Here is an 18,792-nt window from a genome sequence, read left to right on the forward strand (position 1 = left end):
TATTTTGGAGGCGAACGAAAGTTCGCTGCCCCGGTGCAACGATTCGTGTTTGGCGGACGGAACTCGGGCAAGGGAGAGTGGCTGCGCGGTGAAACCACGACCTCCGCCCTGAACCACTACTCGATCGGTAGCGTGAATACAAACGTCGCGCCGTGGCCTTCGTTGGGCCGGGCAACGAGGCGTCCTCCATGGGATGTGACAATCGACTGGCAGATGGCGAGTCCCATGCCCAGCCCTTCCTGCTTCGTGGTAAAGAATCGATCAAAGAGGCGCTCGATCGTGGCAGGGCTCAGGCCCACTCCGGTGTCTTCCACCTGTACGGAGACAGCTTCCGCTTCGCGCCCGGTACGAATCCGCAGCACACGGGGGCGATCTGCGATGCCGTTCATGGCGTCGATGCCATTTCTCACGAGGTTCATGATCACCTGCTGGATCTGCACGCGGTCAATCGCCACCTCCGGAAGGTCGTCACTGAGGTCGCATTCCAATTTCACGCCCCGTTTCCGGATGTCCGTGGTGAGCAGCGGTAGAACCTCCTCGATAACCGCATTGATGCTGGATGACTCACGGATAGGCTTGTCTTTCGCGAGCAGGGCGCGGATGCGCATGATGATCTGCACCGCACGATCTCCGTCGCCAATGATGCGCTGGGCGGCGGCGCGCGCCTCGTCAATATCGCAGCGCTCCGGACTCAGCCAGCGCAGACAGGTGCTCGCATTGGTGGTCATTGCCGTGAGGGGCTGGCTGATCTCGTGGGCGATGGACGCTGTAAACTCACCGAGAGTCGTCGCGCGCGCCATGCGATTCATTTCCACCTCTGCCTTGCGCAGCGCGACCTCCTTCATCCGGTTGAGCTCTTCACGCAGGCGTTGATGCGCGATGTAGCGGCTCAACGCGAAGGCCAGTGCGCCCACGACCAGGGCCGTCAGAGTCCACACCCACTTCTGCTTCCACCAGGGTGGGAGCACGGAGATCATCAGGGTGGTCTCCGCGCCATTGGGCATTCCTTGCAGATCCACAGGCTGAACGCGGAGCTTGTAGTTCCCTGGTGCGGGATTGTTGTAATCCTGCACGGAGAGCGTTCCTCCGCCGACGCTGTGAGCCTGACTCCATTCGATTTCCAGTTGGTCACCCTCGATGACTGCGAGAGCATCCTCCTTCACCGTGCGCCATTCGGCATGCGCGCCCACGTCATCATCGATGAGGGCAAAACACTGGTCCCCTTGTCCATCACCCGATGCTGGCGCGAGGGTAAGGAGCCGGGCCATTTTCGGGCGGATGCCATCGGCGACGAACCCATTCGGCGCAGGCAGCACCGGGGAGAAGCGCGTATCATTTCCCACTGGGGCGCGCATGACCACCTCCGGTGTCTCACCGCCACGGGTGCGCGTGATTTTCAGGTCCTTCACCAGCAGCGTGCCCAAGGTATCCGGAGGGCCTCCTCCTGAGGTGATGATGAGCCAGAGACGCTGGGCACCCGGAGGAGCGGTGACCGTCGCCTTCCGCGGCTCGAACACAGGCTTCTCCAAGCTGCCATTCCATTCGGCGGTTTCACCAATGACACTCTCGATTTCCTGCTCCACCGGCTCGCCCTTGTCATTGAAGAAGCGAACACGGATACCCATCTGGCAGGTGTTTTCGCGCCACTGCGTATCAATCCCCTCCAGGATGTACTTCCGTCGCCGCGGCTGACCCGGATTCATGTAGACGGCGAACCGTCGAATCGCGGGCGGCAAGGACAGGGATGGCATCCCGAGCGTGGGAAAGATTTCTCCATCAATGGCGACCTCAATGATTTCTGCGCTGGGCTGGGAAGGCAGAGACAGGGGAATCGACTGCGCCTGGACGTCTTGAGCTGGTACCAGACTCGCGATGGGAAGCACGCAGCAAAACAGCCATGCGAGCGAGTGATGCCAACGGTCAAAACAGGAGCGAACTACAGGGAGCATGGGCGCGTGGACTATCCTCTACAGGCGACTCAAAGCAACCAGCCAACGAATGAGTGTGGCGAAACATGGTGACCATAGACCAGTGCGACCTGCTGCATCGTGTGTCACGGGGACTGCTCCATCTTGTTTCCCAGACGCCACTGGAACAAGTGTCCGGCGCGAATCACTCGCGCGCAGCAGGCGCAAACTCGACCAGGAGGTGAAGCCCTGCCTGGAAGGGCTGCTTCTGAATGCTCGTCTGAAGATAGGCGAGCACCGGCTTGATGGGCGGGAAGTCCAGGTGGCGCTGGAAAGCGTCCTTGCTGCGGAACTTTTCGAAGGTGACAAACTTCGTGTCCTCGCCTTCCACGCGTGACAGTTGATAAGTGACCACGCCTGGCTGACCGCGGAACGGCGGCATGGCCACGTGATACGTATCCATGAAGGTCTGCTGTGTTCCTGGTTTCGAATCGACGAAGAGCATCACCGTGAGTGGTTGGTCCTCCGCTCGTGGGGTCCGGCGCCACTGCTCCTTCGAGAGTGGCTCCAAGTCCTTCACATGGTAAGTCTCCTCTTTGGCATCCAGCGCCTCGGACTTCAGCGCATCCATGGCTTTTGCCTGCGGACTGCTGCTGAATCGCTGGAGCTCGTTCCTGTCCTTCCATCGTTCGATGAGCCAGAAGATGGCGGTCTTGTCCTGCTCTGAAAAAGCCTCCGCTTGAATGTTGCCCTCCTCATCTCGCGCTTGCGTCACGTAGTCTGTCAGTGCCTTGCGGAAGGCCTCGTGTGATTCCGGCTTCACGGAATAGCGGGTGAGCTTTCCCTGCACGGCGATGTGTTTCAGCTCCTCGAGCACGGTTTTCCCCACCGCCGTTGCCGACTGGGGATTTTGTCCCGTGACTAGTCGCTGGTCGGCGACGGCGTGAGATTGAAAAGGAGCAGACTTCTCGAAGATGGCGCCACGCTCGGTCAACTTCGACTCGAGCAGAAACGGAACCACCTTATCCAGCTTCACTGCCACCTCTTCTTCATTGGTGAAGGCGTTGACCTTCTTGTCTTGTACCAGGTATTTGCCACTGGAGAGCTTGATGTTCACCAATCCAGCAGGACCATGACACACTGCACTCACGATGCCGTTGTTCTCGTAGATCGTGGCCGCAATCTTCGCCAGGGCGACATTGTCGGGGAAGTCCCACATGGTGCCGTGGCCTCCGGCGAAATGAATCGCGACATACTCCCTGGGGTCGACCTCCGAAGGTTTCTTCGTGTGCTCGATTTTGTCCCGGTACACCTTGTCCTCCCAGAACTTCTGATTGATGGGGTCCGCAAGGTCGAAGCCGTCCACGGGCGCTTTCCCGCCCTCCGGACTTACGAAGTCGATTTCATAGCCGGCATTCACCAGCACCTCCCAGGGATGCGCGACTTCCGACAGGTAGAAGCCTGTGGGCTCCCCGGTATCCCCTTTTTTGTCATGGCTGGTGACTGCAAACAACACCTTGCCCTTCTGCTTTTCCAATGTTTGCGCCTGCGCTTGTGCCTGTGTGGGTGCGAGGTTCGTGATGACCATAAGGATTGCGAGCGTGATCACCGCCCCGCTTCTGGAGCCCGGAGTCAGCGTGCTGGAGTTTCTCTCTGGGGAAGCATTCATGCGTTGTGTTGTGTTGTGGTCTGGCTTGGTTTGGTGAGGAGAGTCACGCTGTGCGGGCGCTGCCGGTTTCGTGTGTGTGCGTGTGAGATGCTCAGATTCCATGCCAACCACACTTCACTCGCGCTATGCGCTGAGCGTGAGCGCTATTTCCGCGAACGATTCACTGCTGGGATGGATGCGGAATCTCGCAGGCAACGAAATATTGCCGTTCACTGACGAGGGCTCGCCGTTTCCACCAGGCCTGTTGGCCCGGGCTTGCGACGTCTTGTTTCGACTTGATGGATGATGGCTTGGGGGTGTCAGGCCGGGAACCACCGGATCACGCACCCACCCAACCATCATTCCGTCCCGGAGGGATGGCGGAAGGTGTCGCATGAGACATCACACCAAACGCGTCTGTGGTAACCACCTGGTCCCGCATGCCAACGCACTGGCTGTGGTCGGCGTTCATCACTTCGCATCACTCCTTCCGGCGTACCTCCGGCACGCGGACATCTTCTTCTGGTGAGGTCCGGTGGTTCCCGGCCTGATTACAGGCCTTCACCACCGGCTACCATCCAGCGTCCTTCCGGGACGAATACGGCCTTATTCGCCTCACTTATGGCTATAGTCTTAATGAAAATGTTCTAAGGTCCGGCGAGCGCGTTCACCGTGAAGGCGAGGATTCCCATGTTGAAGAGGAATGCGGCCATCGAATGGCCCAGCACGACTTTGCGGAGGTGTGGGCCATGGATGCTGACGTCGGAGGTCTGGAAGGTCATACCAAGGGTGAAGCTGAAGTACAGGAAGTCCCAGTAGTCGGGCTCGGTGGTATTGGGAAACCCCAGCCCTTTCCTATCTCCGTTGTCCCCCGGCAGGTAATAGAGATGCGCGTAGTGCAGTGCGTAGACCGTGTTGGCGAAAAACCATGCCAGAACCAGCGTCCCCACCACAAGAGTCACTTCCTGCCATGGGTGTGAGTCCTTGCTGGCGATGAGTGTGCCGATGGCAAACAGGAGCACGAGGGAAATCAGGACGGTGATGGCCAGCATTGCGGGCCGGTTCACATCATTTACCTGCGCTGCATGGCGCATTTTACCAGCATCGTCATTCAATAGTGGCAGCAGTGAAACCAGGAAAATGAGGGCCGCCGCATCAAAGCCACCTAGAAGTGCGGTACGTGGATCCGACCACAGCACACCGGCGAGAGCGGCGGTGCACACAAAGATGGCCCCAAACAGGAGAAACCGGGGAGGAGCGACGCTCCTTTCGAGGCGGATACGCAGTTCGCGGAACATGAGGATCAGGGGCAGCCATCACACCTCTACCACAAATTCAGAGAAGAAATCAATGATGGAAGCTTGGGCTTCCGGCCGCCATTGCAGGCGGAAGATGCCATTCCTCCCATGGTGCTCCGTGTAAATGGTCAGGCCGTCGTCGTACGGAAGGAAATTCTTTGCCACGAACGTCCACGTCTCGCCGGGGGAGTGAAGGAGGCCGTCATAGTCGAGGAACTCCTTCACCACACGATAGGTTTTGCCAGGAACGAGATCCGAGGCCGTGAATGCGGGGGAGCTGGATGCCATGGACGGAGAGACGGTCAGTCGGCTGCATCATGTTGGCGCCGCCTTCCAGGTTCAAATAGATTCTGGAGAGAGGAATAGTTCGGGCTGCTCCGCTCTCCGCGAGCCTATTGCTTTTTGAAACCTGCCCCACGTCGGCGGCGAAGGAGCAGCATGCTGATGCCGCCGAGAAGAAGCAGCGCACGTGAGGGCTCGGGAACAACGGCAGCCGTCACGATGGAGATCTGGCCGGTGGTGTAGAGACCGCTCCAGTCCCAGGCGTAGCCGCTGCCGAGCTGCGGGAGGTCTGTCAGGCCATTGCCTTGGGCGGCACCGTTCAGGTTGCTGAATCCACCGAGGTAGTTTGTTTCGGTGAGCACGCCGGACCAGTCGAAGAGCTGCCAGGTGCCGAATGTGGCATTCAGGAAGAAGTTCGCGTCTCCGGTGGAGTTGACGATATGGAGGGAGCCATTCAGTACGACCTCCTCATTGCTGAAGAGTGCAAGCCTGTCGCTGTCGCCCGCACCGAAGACATCAAACTCAAAGGCACTGCCATCGGCGAGCGTGATGACGCCTGTGCTGTCTTCGCTGCCGGTGCCCAAGGTCAGGACCTTTCCTGTCGTATCCCCCGATGCATTGCCGACGAACAGGGTGGCTGCGTTCGTCCCATCACCGATGGTGATGTTGCTGGTCAGCACGCCACCGGTGTAGCCCACTGTTCCTGTGCCGCCCAGTTTGCCGGAGCCTCTCACTACCACATGGCCGGTGCCAGTCGCGGAGCCGCCTACGTTGTTGGCGAGCAGTGTTCCCTGATTCACCGTGGTGCCTCCCGTATAGGTATTCATCCCTGAGAGAATCTGGGTGCCTGTGCCGGACTTTGCCAGTGCCAGCGTATTCGCACCCGCATCAGCGAGGGTACCACTGAAGTCACCTGAACCATTGCCAGCACCGACGGTGAGTGTGCCATTGATGCCAGTGACATTGACTGTGCCGGCGCCGTTGAGTCCATCGATGGATTCAGCCACGCTGCCGAGGGTGTAGCGAGCTCCAGCTTCCACGGTCACATCACTGGCATCCGGGATGTAGTTGGTGCCTGTGGTCTCACCAGTTCCCGTTTGGAGGTAACCGGCGCCGTTGGTGGCTACGGTGACATTTCCCACGAAGGTGTTTGTGCCTCCGAGGATGGTCCGTCCCGTGCCGGTCACACGGATGTCGCCTGTGCCGGTGATGTTTCGATAGTCGGTGCGGGCAGCCGCATTGGAGTCAAAGATGACACTGCGCTGGAGGGTGATGCTGGTGAAGTTGTTGTTGTCTCCTGTGCCGGTGACGGTGCTGCGGCTTCCCAAGGTGACCGTACCTGTACCCTGGCTGCTTACCGTGATGGCTCGGGCGAACTGGATGCGATTGGTATCGAGATAGAGGGCGATACTATTACTGCCCGTGAATTCATCACCCAGAACCACGGCCCCGGTTCCCAAGGCGGTCGCAGTGGTGACACGCACTTCACCGGCGCGGATCAAGGTGCCTCCCGTATAAGTATTGGCCGTGCTGAGAGTGAGCAGGCCGGTACCGTCTTTCACCAGGCGACCGGCACCCGCAATATTGCCCGAGCCGCTGAGGACGTAGGCGGTGTTGCTATTGTTGAAGGTGACCGAGGAAGGCGTGACAATGCTGTTAATCGCGACAGTCCCAAAGGCGGAGGTGTCATTGAACGTGACGGCATCCCAGTTGTAGAACTTCTCCGCACCTGCATTCCAGTTCTGGCTGCTATTCACATCCCAGGTGCCGGGACCAGACCAAACGAGAGAGCCGATGCTTCCCGTGACTTTCAGGAGCACACTTCCTGGTGTGGAAGTGGTGTCCAGCGCAAAGGTCTGGCGGGTATTTGCCACAATGCCAGAAAGGGCCAGATTTGAAGCGTCGCCAGTGAGTGAGGTGATGCCGCTAATCAACGTGTAGCTTCCGGAAGAGGTCAGCAGGGATGAATTGAGAGCCGCAACCTGAATCGTGGTCACACCGGTGAGGGAAAGGCTGTTTCCCAGCAGCAATTGATCGTTCCCGGCGGAGGCATTGTTCGTGAGGTCAAAGCGAATCGTGCCACCCGTGAGTGACGTTGCACCCTGTACGGTGAAACTCCCCACAGTGCCAGTGCCGGCGATATTGATGGTGGTGCCGCTGCCTGTGGAAAGTGTTCCACCGAGGACATCGCCTGCCTTCGTCACCAGGGTCACCGTTCCGCTGTTGGTGGTGGAGAGCACCAGGTTGCCTGCACCGGAGATGCCGCCATTCAAGGTGAAGGCGGGATTGGCGCTGGTGAAGGTGGTGGTTCCGCTTTCCAGCGTGATCGGAGAGGCGAGCATGGGACTTTGCGATGCCACGCCCTCGGCAGCAATGGTGCCGCCTTTCGATACAATGGCCCGGGTGATATTGATGGCCACATTGTAGTTGCCGACACTCATGGTGGCCCCGTTTGCAATGGTGATGGTTCCGTTGCCAGTTGCGGACGTGCCCTGCAGAAAGGCGAGGGTGCCTTCATTGATGGCGATGTTTCCTTCGCTGACGGCGGCATTGACGATTCCGACATATCCAGAGCCAATCTTGGTCAGCGTATGACCTGCCAGGTCGAGAGTGGATGTGCCTGCGGTGCCGTCCCCACGGATGTCCCAGCGGAACGCTCCGAAGCCAAAGGTGGCGTCACCGGTGAGCGTCACGTACCGAAGCGCATTGAGTTGCTGGGCTCCACCGTTGTTCACGATCGCGCCTGCGCCGTTCACCCCGCTGCCGGAAACCTGGATTTGTTCCGAGCCCAAGTTGAATCCGAAGACGTCCAGCGTGGCTCCATTTTGGATGACGGTGCCCCCCGCCGTGTCTCCCAAAGCGCTCACACTTCCCGCGCGGAAGATGCCTTCACTGATGGTGAGTGTGCCGGTGTAGTCATTCAGTCCTGAGAAGAAGAGGATGCCTGCTCCAGTCTTCTGCAGATTGCCGCTGCCACTGACGGCGCCACTGACCGCGAGGGAGGAACTTGCTTCCACGACTTCGATGCGGCCACCCCCGGCTTCAAGCTGGATGCTCTTATTCATGATGGCGCCTGCAGGACTGGTATAGCGCAGCGTGCCGGTGGTGGTTGCTCCACCGAGCACGATCTTCGAGCCTGCGCCCAAAGCGCTGGCAGTACCGGCGTGGGACACCGTATCCGCGCTCAGCACCCCTTCGCGAATATCCACGATGCCAGAAAAGGTATTCTGCAAACCGATGGTCAGTGTGCCGGTGCCGGTTTTCAGGATTCCAGTGGTGCCGGCGATGCTCCCGGTGCCGGTGAAGCTATAGGCTGTGGTGCTGTTGTTCACGGTCACCGAGAGCGGCTGGACATAGCCGTCGACCAGCACATCTCCCACGGTGGACGTGTCGTTGAACGTGACGTTATCCAGATTGAAGAATTTCTGGTCAGGAGCTCCGGTCCAGTTGGCTGTCGTGTTCACATCCCAGTGGGGATTTACATTGCCCTTCCATACCAGGTCGGCAGCAGAACCCGTGGCGGTGAGCAATACGGCACCTGGAGTGGTGGTGGTATCGAAGGTATAGGTCTGTCGTGTGCCTGAACTGCCGAAGGCAAAATTCGCAGCGGACAAACCGGCACCAAAGGAAGCCGCGCTGAACAGCCGGTAGGTCACTCCGCTGACGGGTACCGAGGATGGCGCCAGAATCGTGGTGATACCGCTGGCATTCAGAATGCCGGTGAGGGTGATCAAATCATTAACTCCGCTTCCGACAGTGCCGGCCGCTCCAAAATCGAAACGGATGGTGCCGCCATCCTGCAGGGTGAGATTACCATCGATGGTCAGCGTGGCTGGAGAAGAGTCGCCACCAGGGTTCAGGGTGCCGTTGTTCACGAGGGAGCCCAGCACATCCGTTCCCGGCGCGGTGGTGCGGCCCGCCTGAAGTGTCTGCGATGCTCCCAACGTGTATCCTGACGCGTGGGCGCTGACGTTCAGCACGGCACCGGAGTCAATCTTGATGAGTGCACTGCTGGCGATGCTTCCTGTGCTCGCGAGAGCGAGAGTGCCGGACTGTACATGAGTGGTGCCCGTGTAGGTATTCACTGCGGAGAGCGTCAGCAGACCGGCTCCTGATTTGATTAGTGAACTGGCTTGGAATTCGGTGTTCGCCGTATTCCGGCCATTCCACAGCGCGGCGCTGATGAGCAAGTCCGTGGCCGCTGCGCCGTCAGCGACATCGAAAATCACTTCGGTGACTTCAGCTTCTCCCAGGGCGACGCCGGCATTCGTGCCTGAGCCGGAGATGGTGGAGGTCACCGCGCCGCCATTCACAGTGACATTGCCCTTGAGTGCCCAGGAGGGCAGAGAGGTGCCGGAGCCGCCTACGCTGTTGAGGGTTCCGCCATTCAGCGTCAGCGGACCCAGGATATTGAAGAAGGCGCCCTGATTGGTGACGGTACCACCCGCATTGACCACGATGGGAGCATTGGCTACTGCGGCATAGTTCCCGAAGACGTTGCTCTTTCCGAAGATGAGGCTGCCACCGTTGTTCACGGTGAAGACGTTGGTGGAGACATTCTGCAGCGTGCCTGAGTCTGTGACCAGCAGAGCGCCTCCATTGATGGTGGCACCGTTCGCAAAGGTCGTGGTATTTGCCAGTTGGAGCACGCCGCCATTCACCGTGACGGTGCCAGCGAAGGTGTTTGTGCCGGTGAAGTGCAAGGTGCCGGCATTGACCGTGACGTTTCCGGTGAAGGTATTGGCAGCAGACGAAAGGAGCCGGCCGCTTCCATTCTTGATGAGTGAGCTGGGTCTGAAGGCATCATTGGCCACATTGCGGGAATCTCTCAGGCTGGCGGAAATGAGCAGGTCCGTGAAGGAGGCACCGTCTGCCACGTCAAAGGTCACTGTATCCACCGTGTTGTGGCCCAGCTGAACACCGGAGGTGGAGTTATTGGTAGAGTGGATGGTGGAGGTGACATCTCCATTTACCGTCACCGTGCCGCGCAGGCCCCACGACTGGAAGTTGGCATTGCGTCCTCCTACGGAAGTCAATGTGCCACCGCTCAGGGTGAAGTCTCCCAGAGTACCGTATTGCCCCGCAGCTTCATTGGTGAGCACGCCCCCGGCTTCGATGGTCAGCGGATTGACTGGGATGACCGCGTTGCCCAAGTCGTAATTGTAGCTGAGCGTGGCTCCATTGCGGATGATGATGGCATTGGCAGCATTGTTGGACAGGGCTGAGTTCACCACGACTCTGCCCTGATTCACCACCAGGCCACCCGTGAATGAATTCGTACCGGCGAGTATGGCAGTGCCGAGGCCGGTCTTTACCACTTTGGTGCTGGTATTGTTGTTGATGGTCGAGCTGATGGTCAGCGTATTCGCCGTGTTGTGCTGCTGAATGATGAGTTCGCCGCTGGCCGCACCACGGAGATTGCCACCAGTGATGACCACGGCGTTGTTCCCCACGTTGGGTGTGACGAGGATGCCACCGTTGAGGATGTTGTTGTTCCCGGTCAGCGTCAGAGTGAATGCGCCTGCGGTATTGAATCGCAAAGTGTAGGGTGTGATGGCGCCACCGAATGTCTGGGAGGAGGTGACATCCACGTGCTTGTTCGCGTAGTTGCCTTGAGTGTTCCCGCCGGTGGTGGTGGTGTAGTAGGAGGCAGCACTGAGTGCATCGATGCGGCCATCAGCGGCATTGCTGCTGTTCACCGCCCAGTCCGTGCCATTGATCGTGGCCCAGCCGCCAAGAATACTGTTCGTATTGGTGTTGTCCGTGGTGATGGAGGCCACGCCTGCCCCGGTACCTGCATAGGTGAAGTTTACAGTAGAGGATCCGCTCCGGGTGATCGTGTTCAGATTCAGGGTCGCGTTGTTCCCGGCATCGTTCTTGGTCACGGTAAAGGTGTTCGCACCGCTCAGAAGCGTGGCGCCCTGCACGCTTTGTGTAATGTCCTGGGCCGCATTTGGAGTGAGTGAGAGCGCGCCACTGCTCAGCGTGAGCGCGGATGCAGCGTTCAGCTTGTCATTGTTCGCCGTGGTGAGATCGAGAATCAGCGTGCCACCCAAGATGGTGGTGCTGCCGGTGAAGGTGTTCGCCCCGGCGAGGGTGAGGGTGCCAGGGCCGTACTTTGTGAAGCTTCCGGTGCCGTCGAGCACACCGGTGAGGACTAGTGTTCCGCTTGATGAAGCCACCGCTACCACACCACCTGCTGCACCGAGAGTCACGGTGCGATTGGTGCTCCCTGAGGTACCCGTGAAGAGCAGCGTGCCAAAGGTGGAACCATCCCCGAGTGAGAGAGTGGTGCCGGCGCCCAGATTGCTGGTGACACCACCATCTGCCACGGTGCTGACGCTGAGGACGCCCTGATTCACCACCACTCCTCCGGTGAAGGTGTTCACGCCACCCAGTACCAGCACGCCACCACCCGTCTTCACCAGTCCACCGGCGGCCTGATTGGTGATGATGGCATTCACAATCACATCCGCAGAGAGGTTGTGCTGATGGAAAATGAGATCCGCGCCGGAAGCTGCGCGCAGGTTCGAGCCATTGATTGTCGTGGTGAATGCTCCCACCTGTGAGGTGATGAGGATGCCGCCAGAGGTGATGGTTTTTGCTCCGGTTCCCAAGCCCAGGGTCTTCGTGCCAAGTTGGTTGAAGCGCAGAGAGTTTGTCGTCAGCACCGCATTTCCAGGCCCTGCCCCTGCCACAGTGATGTCTGTGTTGTTGCCTGCGGCGAAGGTATCATTGGTGTACGTGGCCAGACCGCCGATGGCGCCATCGGAGGTATTGGAGGAATTCACCGCCCAGGTGGAGCCGTTGAACGTGGCCCATCCTCCCAGGATGCCGTTGGTATTCGTATTGTCCGTGGTGGCCACAGCGATACCTGCGCCAGTGCCTCCGTAGACGATGTTCAGCACCGAACCGGAAGTCCGCGTGATGCCGTTCAGGTGCAGTGTGGTGTTGTTCCCTGCGGCATTCTTGTTCACCGTGACGGTGGAGCTGCCTGCGTTGATCACGGTATTCAGGACGGACTGCACCGTATCCGCCGCTTCATTCGGCGTGATGATGAGACGCGTGCCTGCCAGTGTGAGTGCGGCATTGCTGTCGAGCTTGCTGGTGTTATCTGAAACGTAATCCAAGGTCACTTGGCCCCCTTGCAGCGTGGTTGCGCCGGTGAAAACATTGGCGCCAGAGACGGTGAGTGCACCGGCTCCGGTCTTGGTAATGCCAGAGGTACCTCTAACTGCTGCATTGATGCGCAGAGAAGCGCCCGAGGCCACATGCAGGGCTCCATTGACCGCTCCAAAGTCCAGGGCATCAGACGCGGAGGCTGGAGTCAGCGTCACGCTGCCCGTGTTCACCCGCAGTGCAGAAAGGTTGAGGTTCCCACCGCTGCCCAAGGTTACCACATAACTTCCGGTGGCATCATTTCCTGCGGCAAAGACCGCGGTCTCGAGACCGGTGTTTCCCCACAGCGCAGTGGTACCGGTGCCAGGCAGGTCATTCCAACGGAAGGAACTCAGGTCCCAGCTTCCTGTCGGCGTAGCACTACCCGCACCGGCAGTGGTGCCATTCACATCCCAGTAGAGTGTCTGGGCGGGCGCTACTCTAAACGCGCCAAGTAGCAGTGCGAGTAATAGACCACTTCGAAGCCAATCAGGGATGAGTGCGAAAAGAGAAAGGCGATGAGCAAACTGGGGGCGCATGAGGACGGGGAGGAGAGATGTCTCGTGAGGGAATGTTGCGGGCGCGATGTGGCACCCGCGGCTCGGCCGTGTGTCGCGCACTTAGTGGCGCTCGGGCGCGCTCCGAAGGGCGTGATGGGGAGCGGGGCGGTGGGCTCGCTGTTGCATCTGCCCATGCGCGCGCGTTTTGCGCGGAGGCTCTTCGCTTCGGAGAGCGAGTCTTGCCCGATTGGCCCGGCTGATGCGGTGCTGCAAACGGCGGCTGCGTGGGAGGCGGTGACGCCAGCCTAGTGGGAAGATGATGCCGAACTGAATTTGGAGATCGCGAAGAAGGGGCATGAAGAGACGTCGGGACGCGCTGCGATGCAGGCATCACGAGGGGGGTGTCCCTTACCTTCGACGTTTAAGATCGGTATAGGGCTGGCTTGGCAGTCGCCTTCCGAATTCGGATCGGCAGTGAACTCGTCCGGAAAACCGTCTCGTTCATATTACACTAATGAAGTAGGATTTAGGTCTGTCAAATTCTTCGACACCATTTGCAGCAACATGAGACCCCGGCAGTGCTGCCGACAGCGTGAAAATGTTGGGACGGTGCTGACCCTGCAGCAGAGAACCTGGTGAGGGGGTCGCAGCGATGTTCTCGGGGGTTCGAGATTACAGGCGCCAACGTGTGGGCCTCCCTCCAAGTTGCATCACGCCCCGAGAACAAGGGCAAGCTCATTGTTACTGTGGGCTGCAGTACGGGGGAACACTATTTGTCGACTGCACTTGCGGAGGATGCCCGTTTGCGAACAGCATAGGCGACTCGGTTTTCAGACGCACGATTGCAGTGTGACTAATTGGCAAGGCTCCGCGCCTACCGCCGGCGGCCCCTCGCAGGGAGTTGGCTTGCCGAAGGGGCATCACGCCAGCCCCACATGCTTGAGCGCCTCGATAGGAGGACCATCGAAGGTGGCCGATGCTTTGTTTCCCACATAGCCGATGGCCTTCATGCCTTCGGCGGTAGTGTAGTAGCCTCCGGCGGTGAGATCGCGATAACGTTTGAAGAAGGTCACGGCTGTCTTGTACTCAGGCTTTGTCTTTGTCGACTGGCTGAGGTCATCACAGATGGTGATCTGCTGTTCGCTCGTGAGGTCGGCGAAGGTCCTTTTGAAGCGGCGGTTCGCTTCGCCATCGATCCAATTCAGGCCCTCTAGAACGGTGCGGCGGTCGGCTGCCTGGGCGGGATAGGGCGAGCTGATCCATTCGTCGATGAAGTCGGGCACCCCCACGGCGGAGGCGCTCGGCGAACTCTCGTCTGCCGGGATGATGACATCGCACAAGGCACGTGCCGCATGCCGCTGTGGCTCCGTGAGGGTGAGCGGCCACACGTCGCCTGGTTGGTACACCTTCACCATGCTCGGGTCGGGTCCATAACCTTTCGCCAGGGGTGGGGTAGCGGTGGCGCCTTCTGCGGCGTGCAGGCCGGTGTCGCGGGCGGCGACCGTGGCCGCGGCACTGAGCATCCATTGGATGGCCTTGCGGCGGTCCATGCGAGGGAGGTCGACTGGCGTGCTCATCTTAGATATTTCCTTTCTTCAATTCATCCATCAAATGGTCGGCCATACGCCAGGCCAGTGCCATGATGGTGAGGGTGGGATTCTTGTCTGCGGTGCTGGCAAAGGGAGCGCCGTCCGCGAGGAACAGGTTCTTCACATCCCAGGTCTGGCTCCATTGATTCGTCACTGAGGTCTCGCGATCCGCGCCCATGATGGCTCCTCCCACCTCGTGAATCACCGAGCCGCCGGGCTTCATCGTTTTGAAGATGTCGGCGTCCCCCTTGGGGGAGACCGTGCCACCCGCCGCTTGAAGCAATTCGCTGATGAACTTCTGCTGATGGCGCACCTGGTTGAGTTCGAAGTCCGTCCACTTCCAGTGGAACCGCAGCACCGGAATGCCCCACTGGTCCTTCAAGGTGGGATCGAGTTCGCAGTAGGTGCCGTCATTCGGCAGCATGGTGCCCTGTGCTCCAAAGCCCAGGTTGCATCCGTAAAAGCGCCGCGCGTCCTCCTTGAGTTTCTTGCCATAGACGGTGCCACCATCGCCGGAGAGCCGGTCAATGCCATTCACCACGGTCAGCGATGGCATCTGCCGTCCTGTCGTGAATTCCAGATGATAGCCACCGGGGAAGCCCAGCTCACCGTTTCGATTCTGGTCATGAAGCGTCCACGGCACATAGGCGTGCGGCCCGCCTGCGCCATCCTCGTTGTGCACCGGCATATTCTCGAACGCCGGTATGTGAGCGCCCACACTGCTGGAAACGGAATCGGTGATGTACTTGCCCACCTTGCCGCTGGAGTTTGCGAGGCCATGGGGGAACAGCGCCGACTTGGAGTTCAGCAACAGGCGCACCGATTCCTGTGAGCTCGCCGCCAGCACTACCACGCGTCCTGCCGCATGGCGTTCCTGGCCGTTCGTCTTGTCGATGAACGTGACCCCAGTGGCCTTGCCCTGCTTGTCGATGGTGACTTCGCGGACCATCGCGTTGGGCAGGATGTCGAGATTCTCCGTCGCGAGTGCGGGCCGCAGGTGCACGGTTTGAGAATCGTAGTTTGCGCGGATGGCGCAGCCGCGATGGCAGTCCGTGGCCCAGAAACAGGGCGCCCGCATCCGCATGTGTTCGGCGAGGATGCGTTGCGCCTTGGCATTCTTCGGGTGCAGCTTTGCCGGCAGCGTGTCGGCATCCTGTGGCCGCGTCAGCACTGCACGGTGGATGGGCACAATCTTCGCGCCGACCTTCCGGCCGTGCTTCTGCGCATACAGTTCGCCCACGCGCAGCTTCGGCGCCGGTTGCAATACTCCGGGCGATGAATCGGGTGAATTCTCCAGGCCCTCATTCGTGCCGAACACTCCTACCAGCATCTCCACCTTGTCGTAGTACGGCGCGACATCTTCGTAGCCGATGGGCCAGTCAAACCCCGCACCGAAGCGTGTGCGCGGCTTGAAGTCGTAAGGACCGTTGCGCAGCGAGATGCGGCCCCAGTGATTCGTGCGGCCACCCATCATGCGTTGCCGCCACCAGCGGAATTGATTTGCCGGTTCTGGGTTCGCGTTCGTGTAGGGCTCGCCGGGAATGTTCCAGCCGCTGTTGATGGAGCAATCGTGGAAACCGTATTGCTTGTCCGGTGTGCTCACGCCACGCAGGGGCGCATGACTCGGCAGCTGGAACATGGCCACTTCACTCGCGGGATCAAACGAACGCCCGGCCTCCAGCATGAGCACCTTCACGCCTTCCATGGTCAGCGTGTAGGCCGTCTGGCCACCGCCTGCGCCGGAGCCTACGATGATGACATCGTAGGTGTCTTTGAGTGTCTTGGAGGTGATGACAGGCATGGGGTGAAGGGGCCGTTATTTGCCGCAGAAGGTCTCCAGCATCTTGATCCACGGACCCACGTAGTGGCCGTTGTCGTGGAAGGTGCGGCCACTGACCATATGACGATCGATGACGCACGGTTCATTCACGTAGATGCCGCCGCAGACCTCGAGGTCGAACTTGCACTTCGCCACCGTCGCCATGCGCAGCCCCTTCACGATGCCGGCACGAGCGGGAATCTCGACGCCATGGCAGACGCTCGCCATGGGTCTGCCGTTCTCCCAGAACCAGCGTGTGGCGCGCAACAGGTCCTCGTCCTCGCGGATGTACTCCGGAGCGCGGCCACCGCTGAAGAAGATGCCTGCGTAGTCCTCGGGCTTGATGTCCTTGAAGGTGAGGTCGGCATTGATGGTGTAGCCCTCCCACTCCTTCGTGATGGTCCAGCCGGGCTTCACCTCGTGCAGCACCATCTGGTAGCGGCGCTTCTCCGGCGCGGCGACCACGGGCTCGAAGCCACCTTCAATGAGACGATAGTACGGATACAGCGTGTCCACGGTTTCTGTGGCGTCGCCGACGATGACGAGAACTTTGGGCTTGGTCATGGATGGTGATGGGTGCTGAGTCGGAGTTTGAGATGTCTCGTGTGCCGCGCGGAGCCCGGTGGAGCTTGCGACGGCAAGACTGGAGAGGGCGACAAACTGCCGACGGTTCATGTCTTCCAATACGCCGCTTGGCGGATGCCGCCAATACAGCTATGGTGCAGGGAACCTCAGGTTTTTCGTCACTTCACTTTCCGCCCATGGGCATCCCAAAACGCCGCCGCATTCCTCGTGTGGCACTCCTCATTGAGACGACACGCACGTTCTCTCGCGAGATGCTTTCCGGCGTGCGCCGCTACGTGGCTGAGCATGGACCGTGGTCCACCTTCCTCGAACTCCGCGCTCCGGACTCCTCGCCTCCCGCATGGCTGCGGCACTGGGACGGCGACGGGATTCTGACGCGCACGTTTACTCAGGAAATGGCGGACCTCGTCACCGCCACCGGCCTGCCTGCCGTGGAGGTGCGCTCCAAGGCGCTCGCTGGCACGCGCCCCTTTGTGGGCATCGACAACGCTCACATCGGGCGCGCGGTCGCCGAGCATTTCTTTGAGCGAGGGTACCGGAGGTTCGCGGTGTACAGCCTGCAATCCGAAAGCTTTTTCGTCGAGCGTGTACGGAATTTTGTCAGCGCCGTGGAGTCCTGCGGATGCCACTGCTCGGAACTTCCCGAAACCAAGTCCGACAGCGTGGCAGACTGGGAGCAGAGTCAGGCCCGCCTCATCGCGTGGCTTTCACAACTGCCGAAGCCGGTCGGCGTTTTTGCCGCCAACGATCAGCTTGGTGTCCGTCTTCTCGAGGCATGCCAGCGCGCAGGAGTCGCCGTGCCCGAGGAGGTCGCCGTCGTGGGTGCTGAGAATGAGGAAACCCTTTGTACCTTCGCCACGCCTCCTCTGACGAGTGTCCGGTTCGATGGCCAGACCGTGGGTTACACGGCGGCCGGTGTGCTGGACAGGATGATGCATGGCAAGGCGCCGCGCCGTCGCGAGACTCTCATCCCTCCCAAGGGGATTGTCGTGCGTGGATCCTCCGATGAACTGGTGATCAATGACAGTCTCGTGGCCCACGCCGCACGTCTCATTCGGGAAAACGCGATGACCGGCATCAACGTCGATGACCTTTGTCGCAAACTCAACGCCTCGCGCAGCACCCTCGACCGTCGCATGAAAGCGGCCTTGAACCGTTCACCAAAGCAGGAGATCATGCGCATCCGCTTCCGCGAGATTGAGCGCCTGCTTCTCGAGACGGACCTCACGATTGACGTCATCGCCCGGCAAACCGGCTTCACTCACAGCCACTATCTCCAGGCAGTCTTCAAGCAATTCTATAACCAGACGCCCGGCGCGTTTCGGAGCAGAAACGGAGTCAGGTGACCCTCGTGAAAAAGAGACAGCCGGAGTTTTCACTCCGGCTGTCTGAAAACGGTAGGGAGGCGAGTACGGGTTACTTTGCAGCCAGTGCTTGCTCAATAGCTGCGGCGACGCTTGGATCATCAACCTTGGTCTTGGGCTCGATTCGCAGGATGGGCTTGCCGTCGCGACCGATGAGGAACTTGCCGAAGTTCCATTTCACGTCGCCGGGGAAGGCCCCCTTCTTCCCTGTGAGCGCTTCATAGAGCGGATGTTTTGGTTCGCCCTTCACTTGCACCTTGTCGAACATGGGGAAGCTGACGTTGTATTTTGTGGTGCAGAAGGTTTTCACTTCCTCATTCGTGCCGGGTTCCTGCCCACCGAAGTCATTGCAGGGAAAGCCCATCACGACGAGGCCGCGGCCCTTGTATTTCTCGTAAAGGGCTTCGAGGTCCTTGTACTGGGGAGTATTGCCGCACTTCGAGGCGACGTTTACGACGAGCAGCACTTTGCCGGAGTAGGCTTTCAGGGAAGTCTCCTTCCCGTCAATGTCCTTGAGCGGGACATCCTTGAGAGGCTTCTGATTCTCCGCTCCGAGAGCGGCGGTGGCAGCGAGCATGAGGGTGACCAGGATGTGTTTCATGAGGAGGATGAAGACGTCCCGGGCGCGTCCACCTTTCAAAA

General features: G+C 59.8%; 10 protein-coding genes and 2 pseudogenes. 2 read left to right on the forward strand and 10 right to left on the reverse strand.

All coding sequences use genetic code 11. The annotated features are described in order from the left end of the window. Positions 1-116: 116 nt before the first annotated feature. The 6 genes and pseudogenes from G5S37_RS12335 to G5S37_RS12355 form a co-directional block, all read right to left on the reverse strand. Positions 117-1,949 (reverse strand): ATP-binding protein, encoded by a 1,833-nt coding sequence (locus G5S37_RS12335; RefSeq protein ID WP_165204267.1) that lies wholly within the window; start codon positions 1,947-1,949, stop codon positions 117-119. A gap of 163 nt (positions 1,950-2,112) precedes the next feature. Further along, on the reverse strand, positions 2,113-2,784 hold the full coding sequence (locus G5S37_RS32835) for an antibiotic biosynthesis monooxygenase family protein (protein WP_343229937.1): 672 nt from the start codon (positions 2,782-2,784) through the stop codon (positions 2,113-2,115). Then, positions 2,767-3,495 (reverse strand): annotated as a pseudogene (locus G5S37_RS32840) (type 1 glutamine amidotransferase domain-containing protein); the annotation flags it as partial. The pseudogene G5S37_RS32840 and the gene G5S37_RS32835, both read right to left, overlap by 18 nt. 707 nt (positions 3,496-4,202) lie before the next feature. Next, the gene (locus G5S37_RS12345; protein WP_165204272.1) at positions 4,203-4,853 is read right to left on the reverse strand and encodes a DUF1345 domain-containing protein; all 651 of its coding nucleotides are present in this window, start codon (positions 4,851-4,853) and stop codon (positions 4,203-4,205) included. 18 nt (positions 4,854-4,871) lie between these two features. Further along, on the reverse strand, positions 4,872-5,141 hold the full coding sequence (locus G5S37_RS12350; RefSeq protein ID WP_165204275.1) for a DUF3601 domain-containing protein: 270 nt from the start codon (positions 5,139-5,141) through the stop codon (positions 4,872-4,874). Between the two features lie 104 nt (positions 5,142-5,245). Next, entirely contained in the window at positions 5,246-12,832 is a 7,587-nt protein-coding gene (locus G5S37_RS12355; protein ID WP_206026420.1) for an autotransporter-associated beta strand repeat-containing protein, read from the reverse strand. Positions 12,833-13,467: 635 nt separating this feature from the next. Between G5S37_RS12355 and G5S37_RS32845 the strand changes: the two are divergent. Continuing rightward, positions 13,468-13,611: pseudogene (locus G5S37_RS32845) on the forward strand (cysteine synthase A); the annotation flags it as partial. Between the two features lie 102 nt (positions 13,612-13,713). On the opposite strand, the gene G5S37_RS12360 reads toward G5S37_RS32845, so the two are convergent. The 3 genes from G5S37_RS12360 to G5S37_RS12370 are packed head-to-tail and all read right to left on the reverse strand — an operon-like array spanning position 13,714 to position 16,765. Then, on the reverse strand, positions 13,714-14,370 hold the full coding sequence (locus G5S37_RS12360) for a gluconate 2-dehydrogenase subunit 3 family protein (RefSeq protein ID WP_206026421.1): 657 nt from the start codon (positions 14,368-14,370) through the stop codon (positions 13,714-13,716). Position 14,371: 1 nt separating this feature from the next. Beyond that, on the reverse strand, positions 14,372-16,183 hold the full coding sequence (locus tag G5S37_RS12365; RefSeq protein WP_165204281.1) for a GMC family oxidoreductase: 1,812 nt from the start codon (positions 16,181-16,183) through the stop codon (positions 14,372-14,374). A 15-nt stretch (positions 16,184-16,198) separates the two neighbouring features. Then, positions 16,199-16,765: a DJ-1/PfpI family protein gene (locus G5S37_RS12370; protein WP_165204284.1), complete on the reverse strand. Its 567-nt coding sequence runs from the start codon at positions 16,763-16,765 to the stop codon at positions 16,199-16,201. A 197-nt stretch (positions 16,766-16,962) separates the two neighbouring features. Here G5S37_RS12370 and G5S37_RS12375 point away from each other — a divergent pair, with 197 nt between their 5' ends. Next, complete coding sequence (locus G5S37_RS12375; RefSeq protein WP_165204287.1) at positions 16,963-18,132, forward strand: DNA-binding transcriptional regulator; 1,170 nt, start codon at positions 16,963-16,965, stop codon at positions 18,130-18,132. Positions 18,133-18,202: 70 nt separating this feature from the next. On the opposite strand, the gene G5S37_RS12380 is transcribed toward G5S37_RS12375, so the two are convergent. Then, the gene (locus G5S37_RS12380) at positions 18,203-18,751 is read right to left on the reverse strand and encodes a glutathione peroxidase (RefSeq protein ID WP_165204290.1); all 549 of its coding nucleotides are present in this window, start codon (positions 18,749-18,751) and stop codon (positions 18,203-18,205) included. Between the last annotated feature and the right edge of the window lie 41 nt (positions 18,752-18,792).

This window comes from Roseimicrobium sp. ORNL1, from assembly GCF_011044495.1.
Classification (GTDB): Bacteria; Verrucomicrobiota; Verrucomicrobiia; order Verrucomicrobiales; family Verrucomicrobiaceae; genus Roseimicrobium.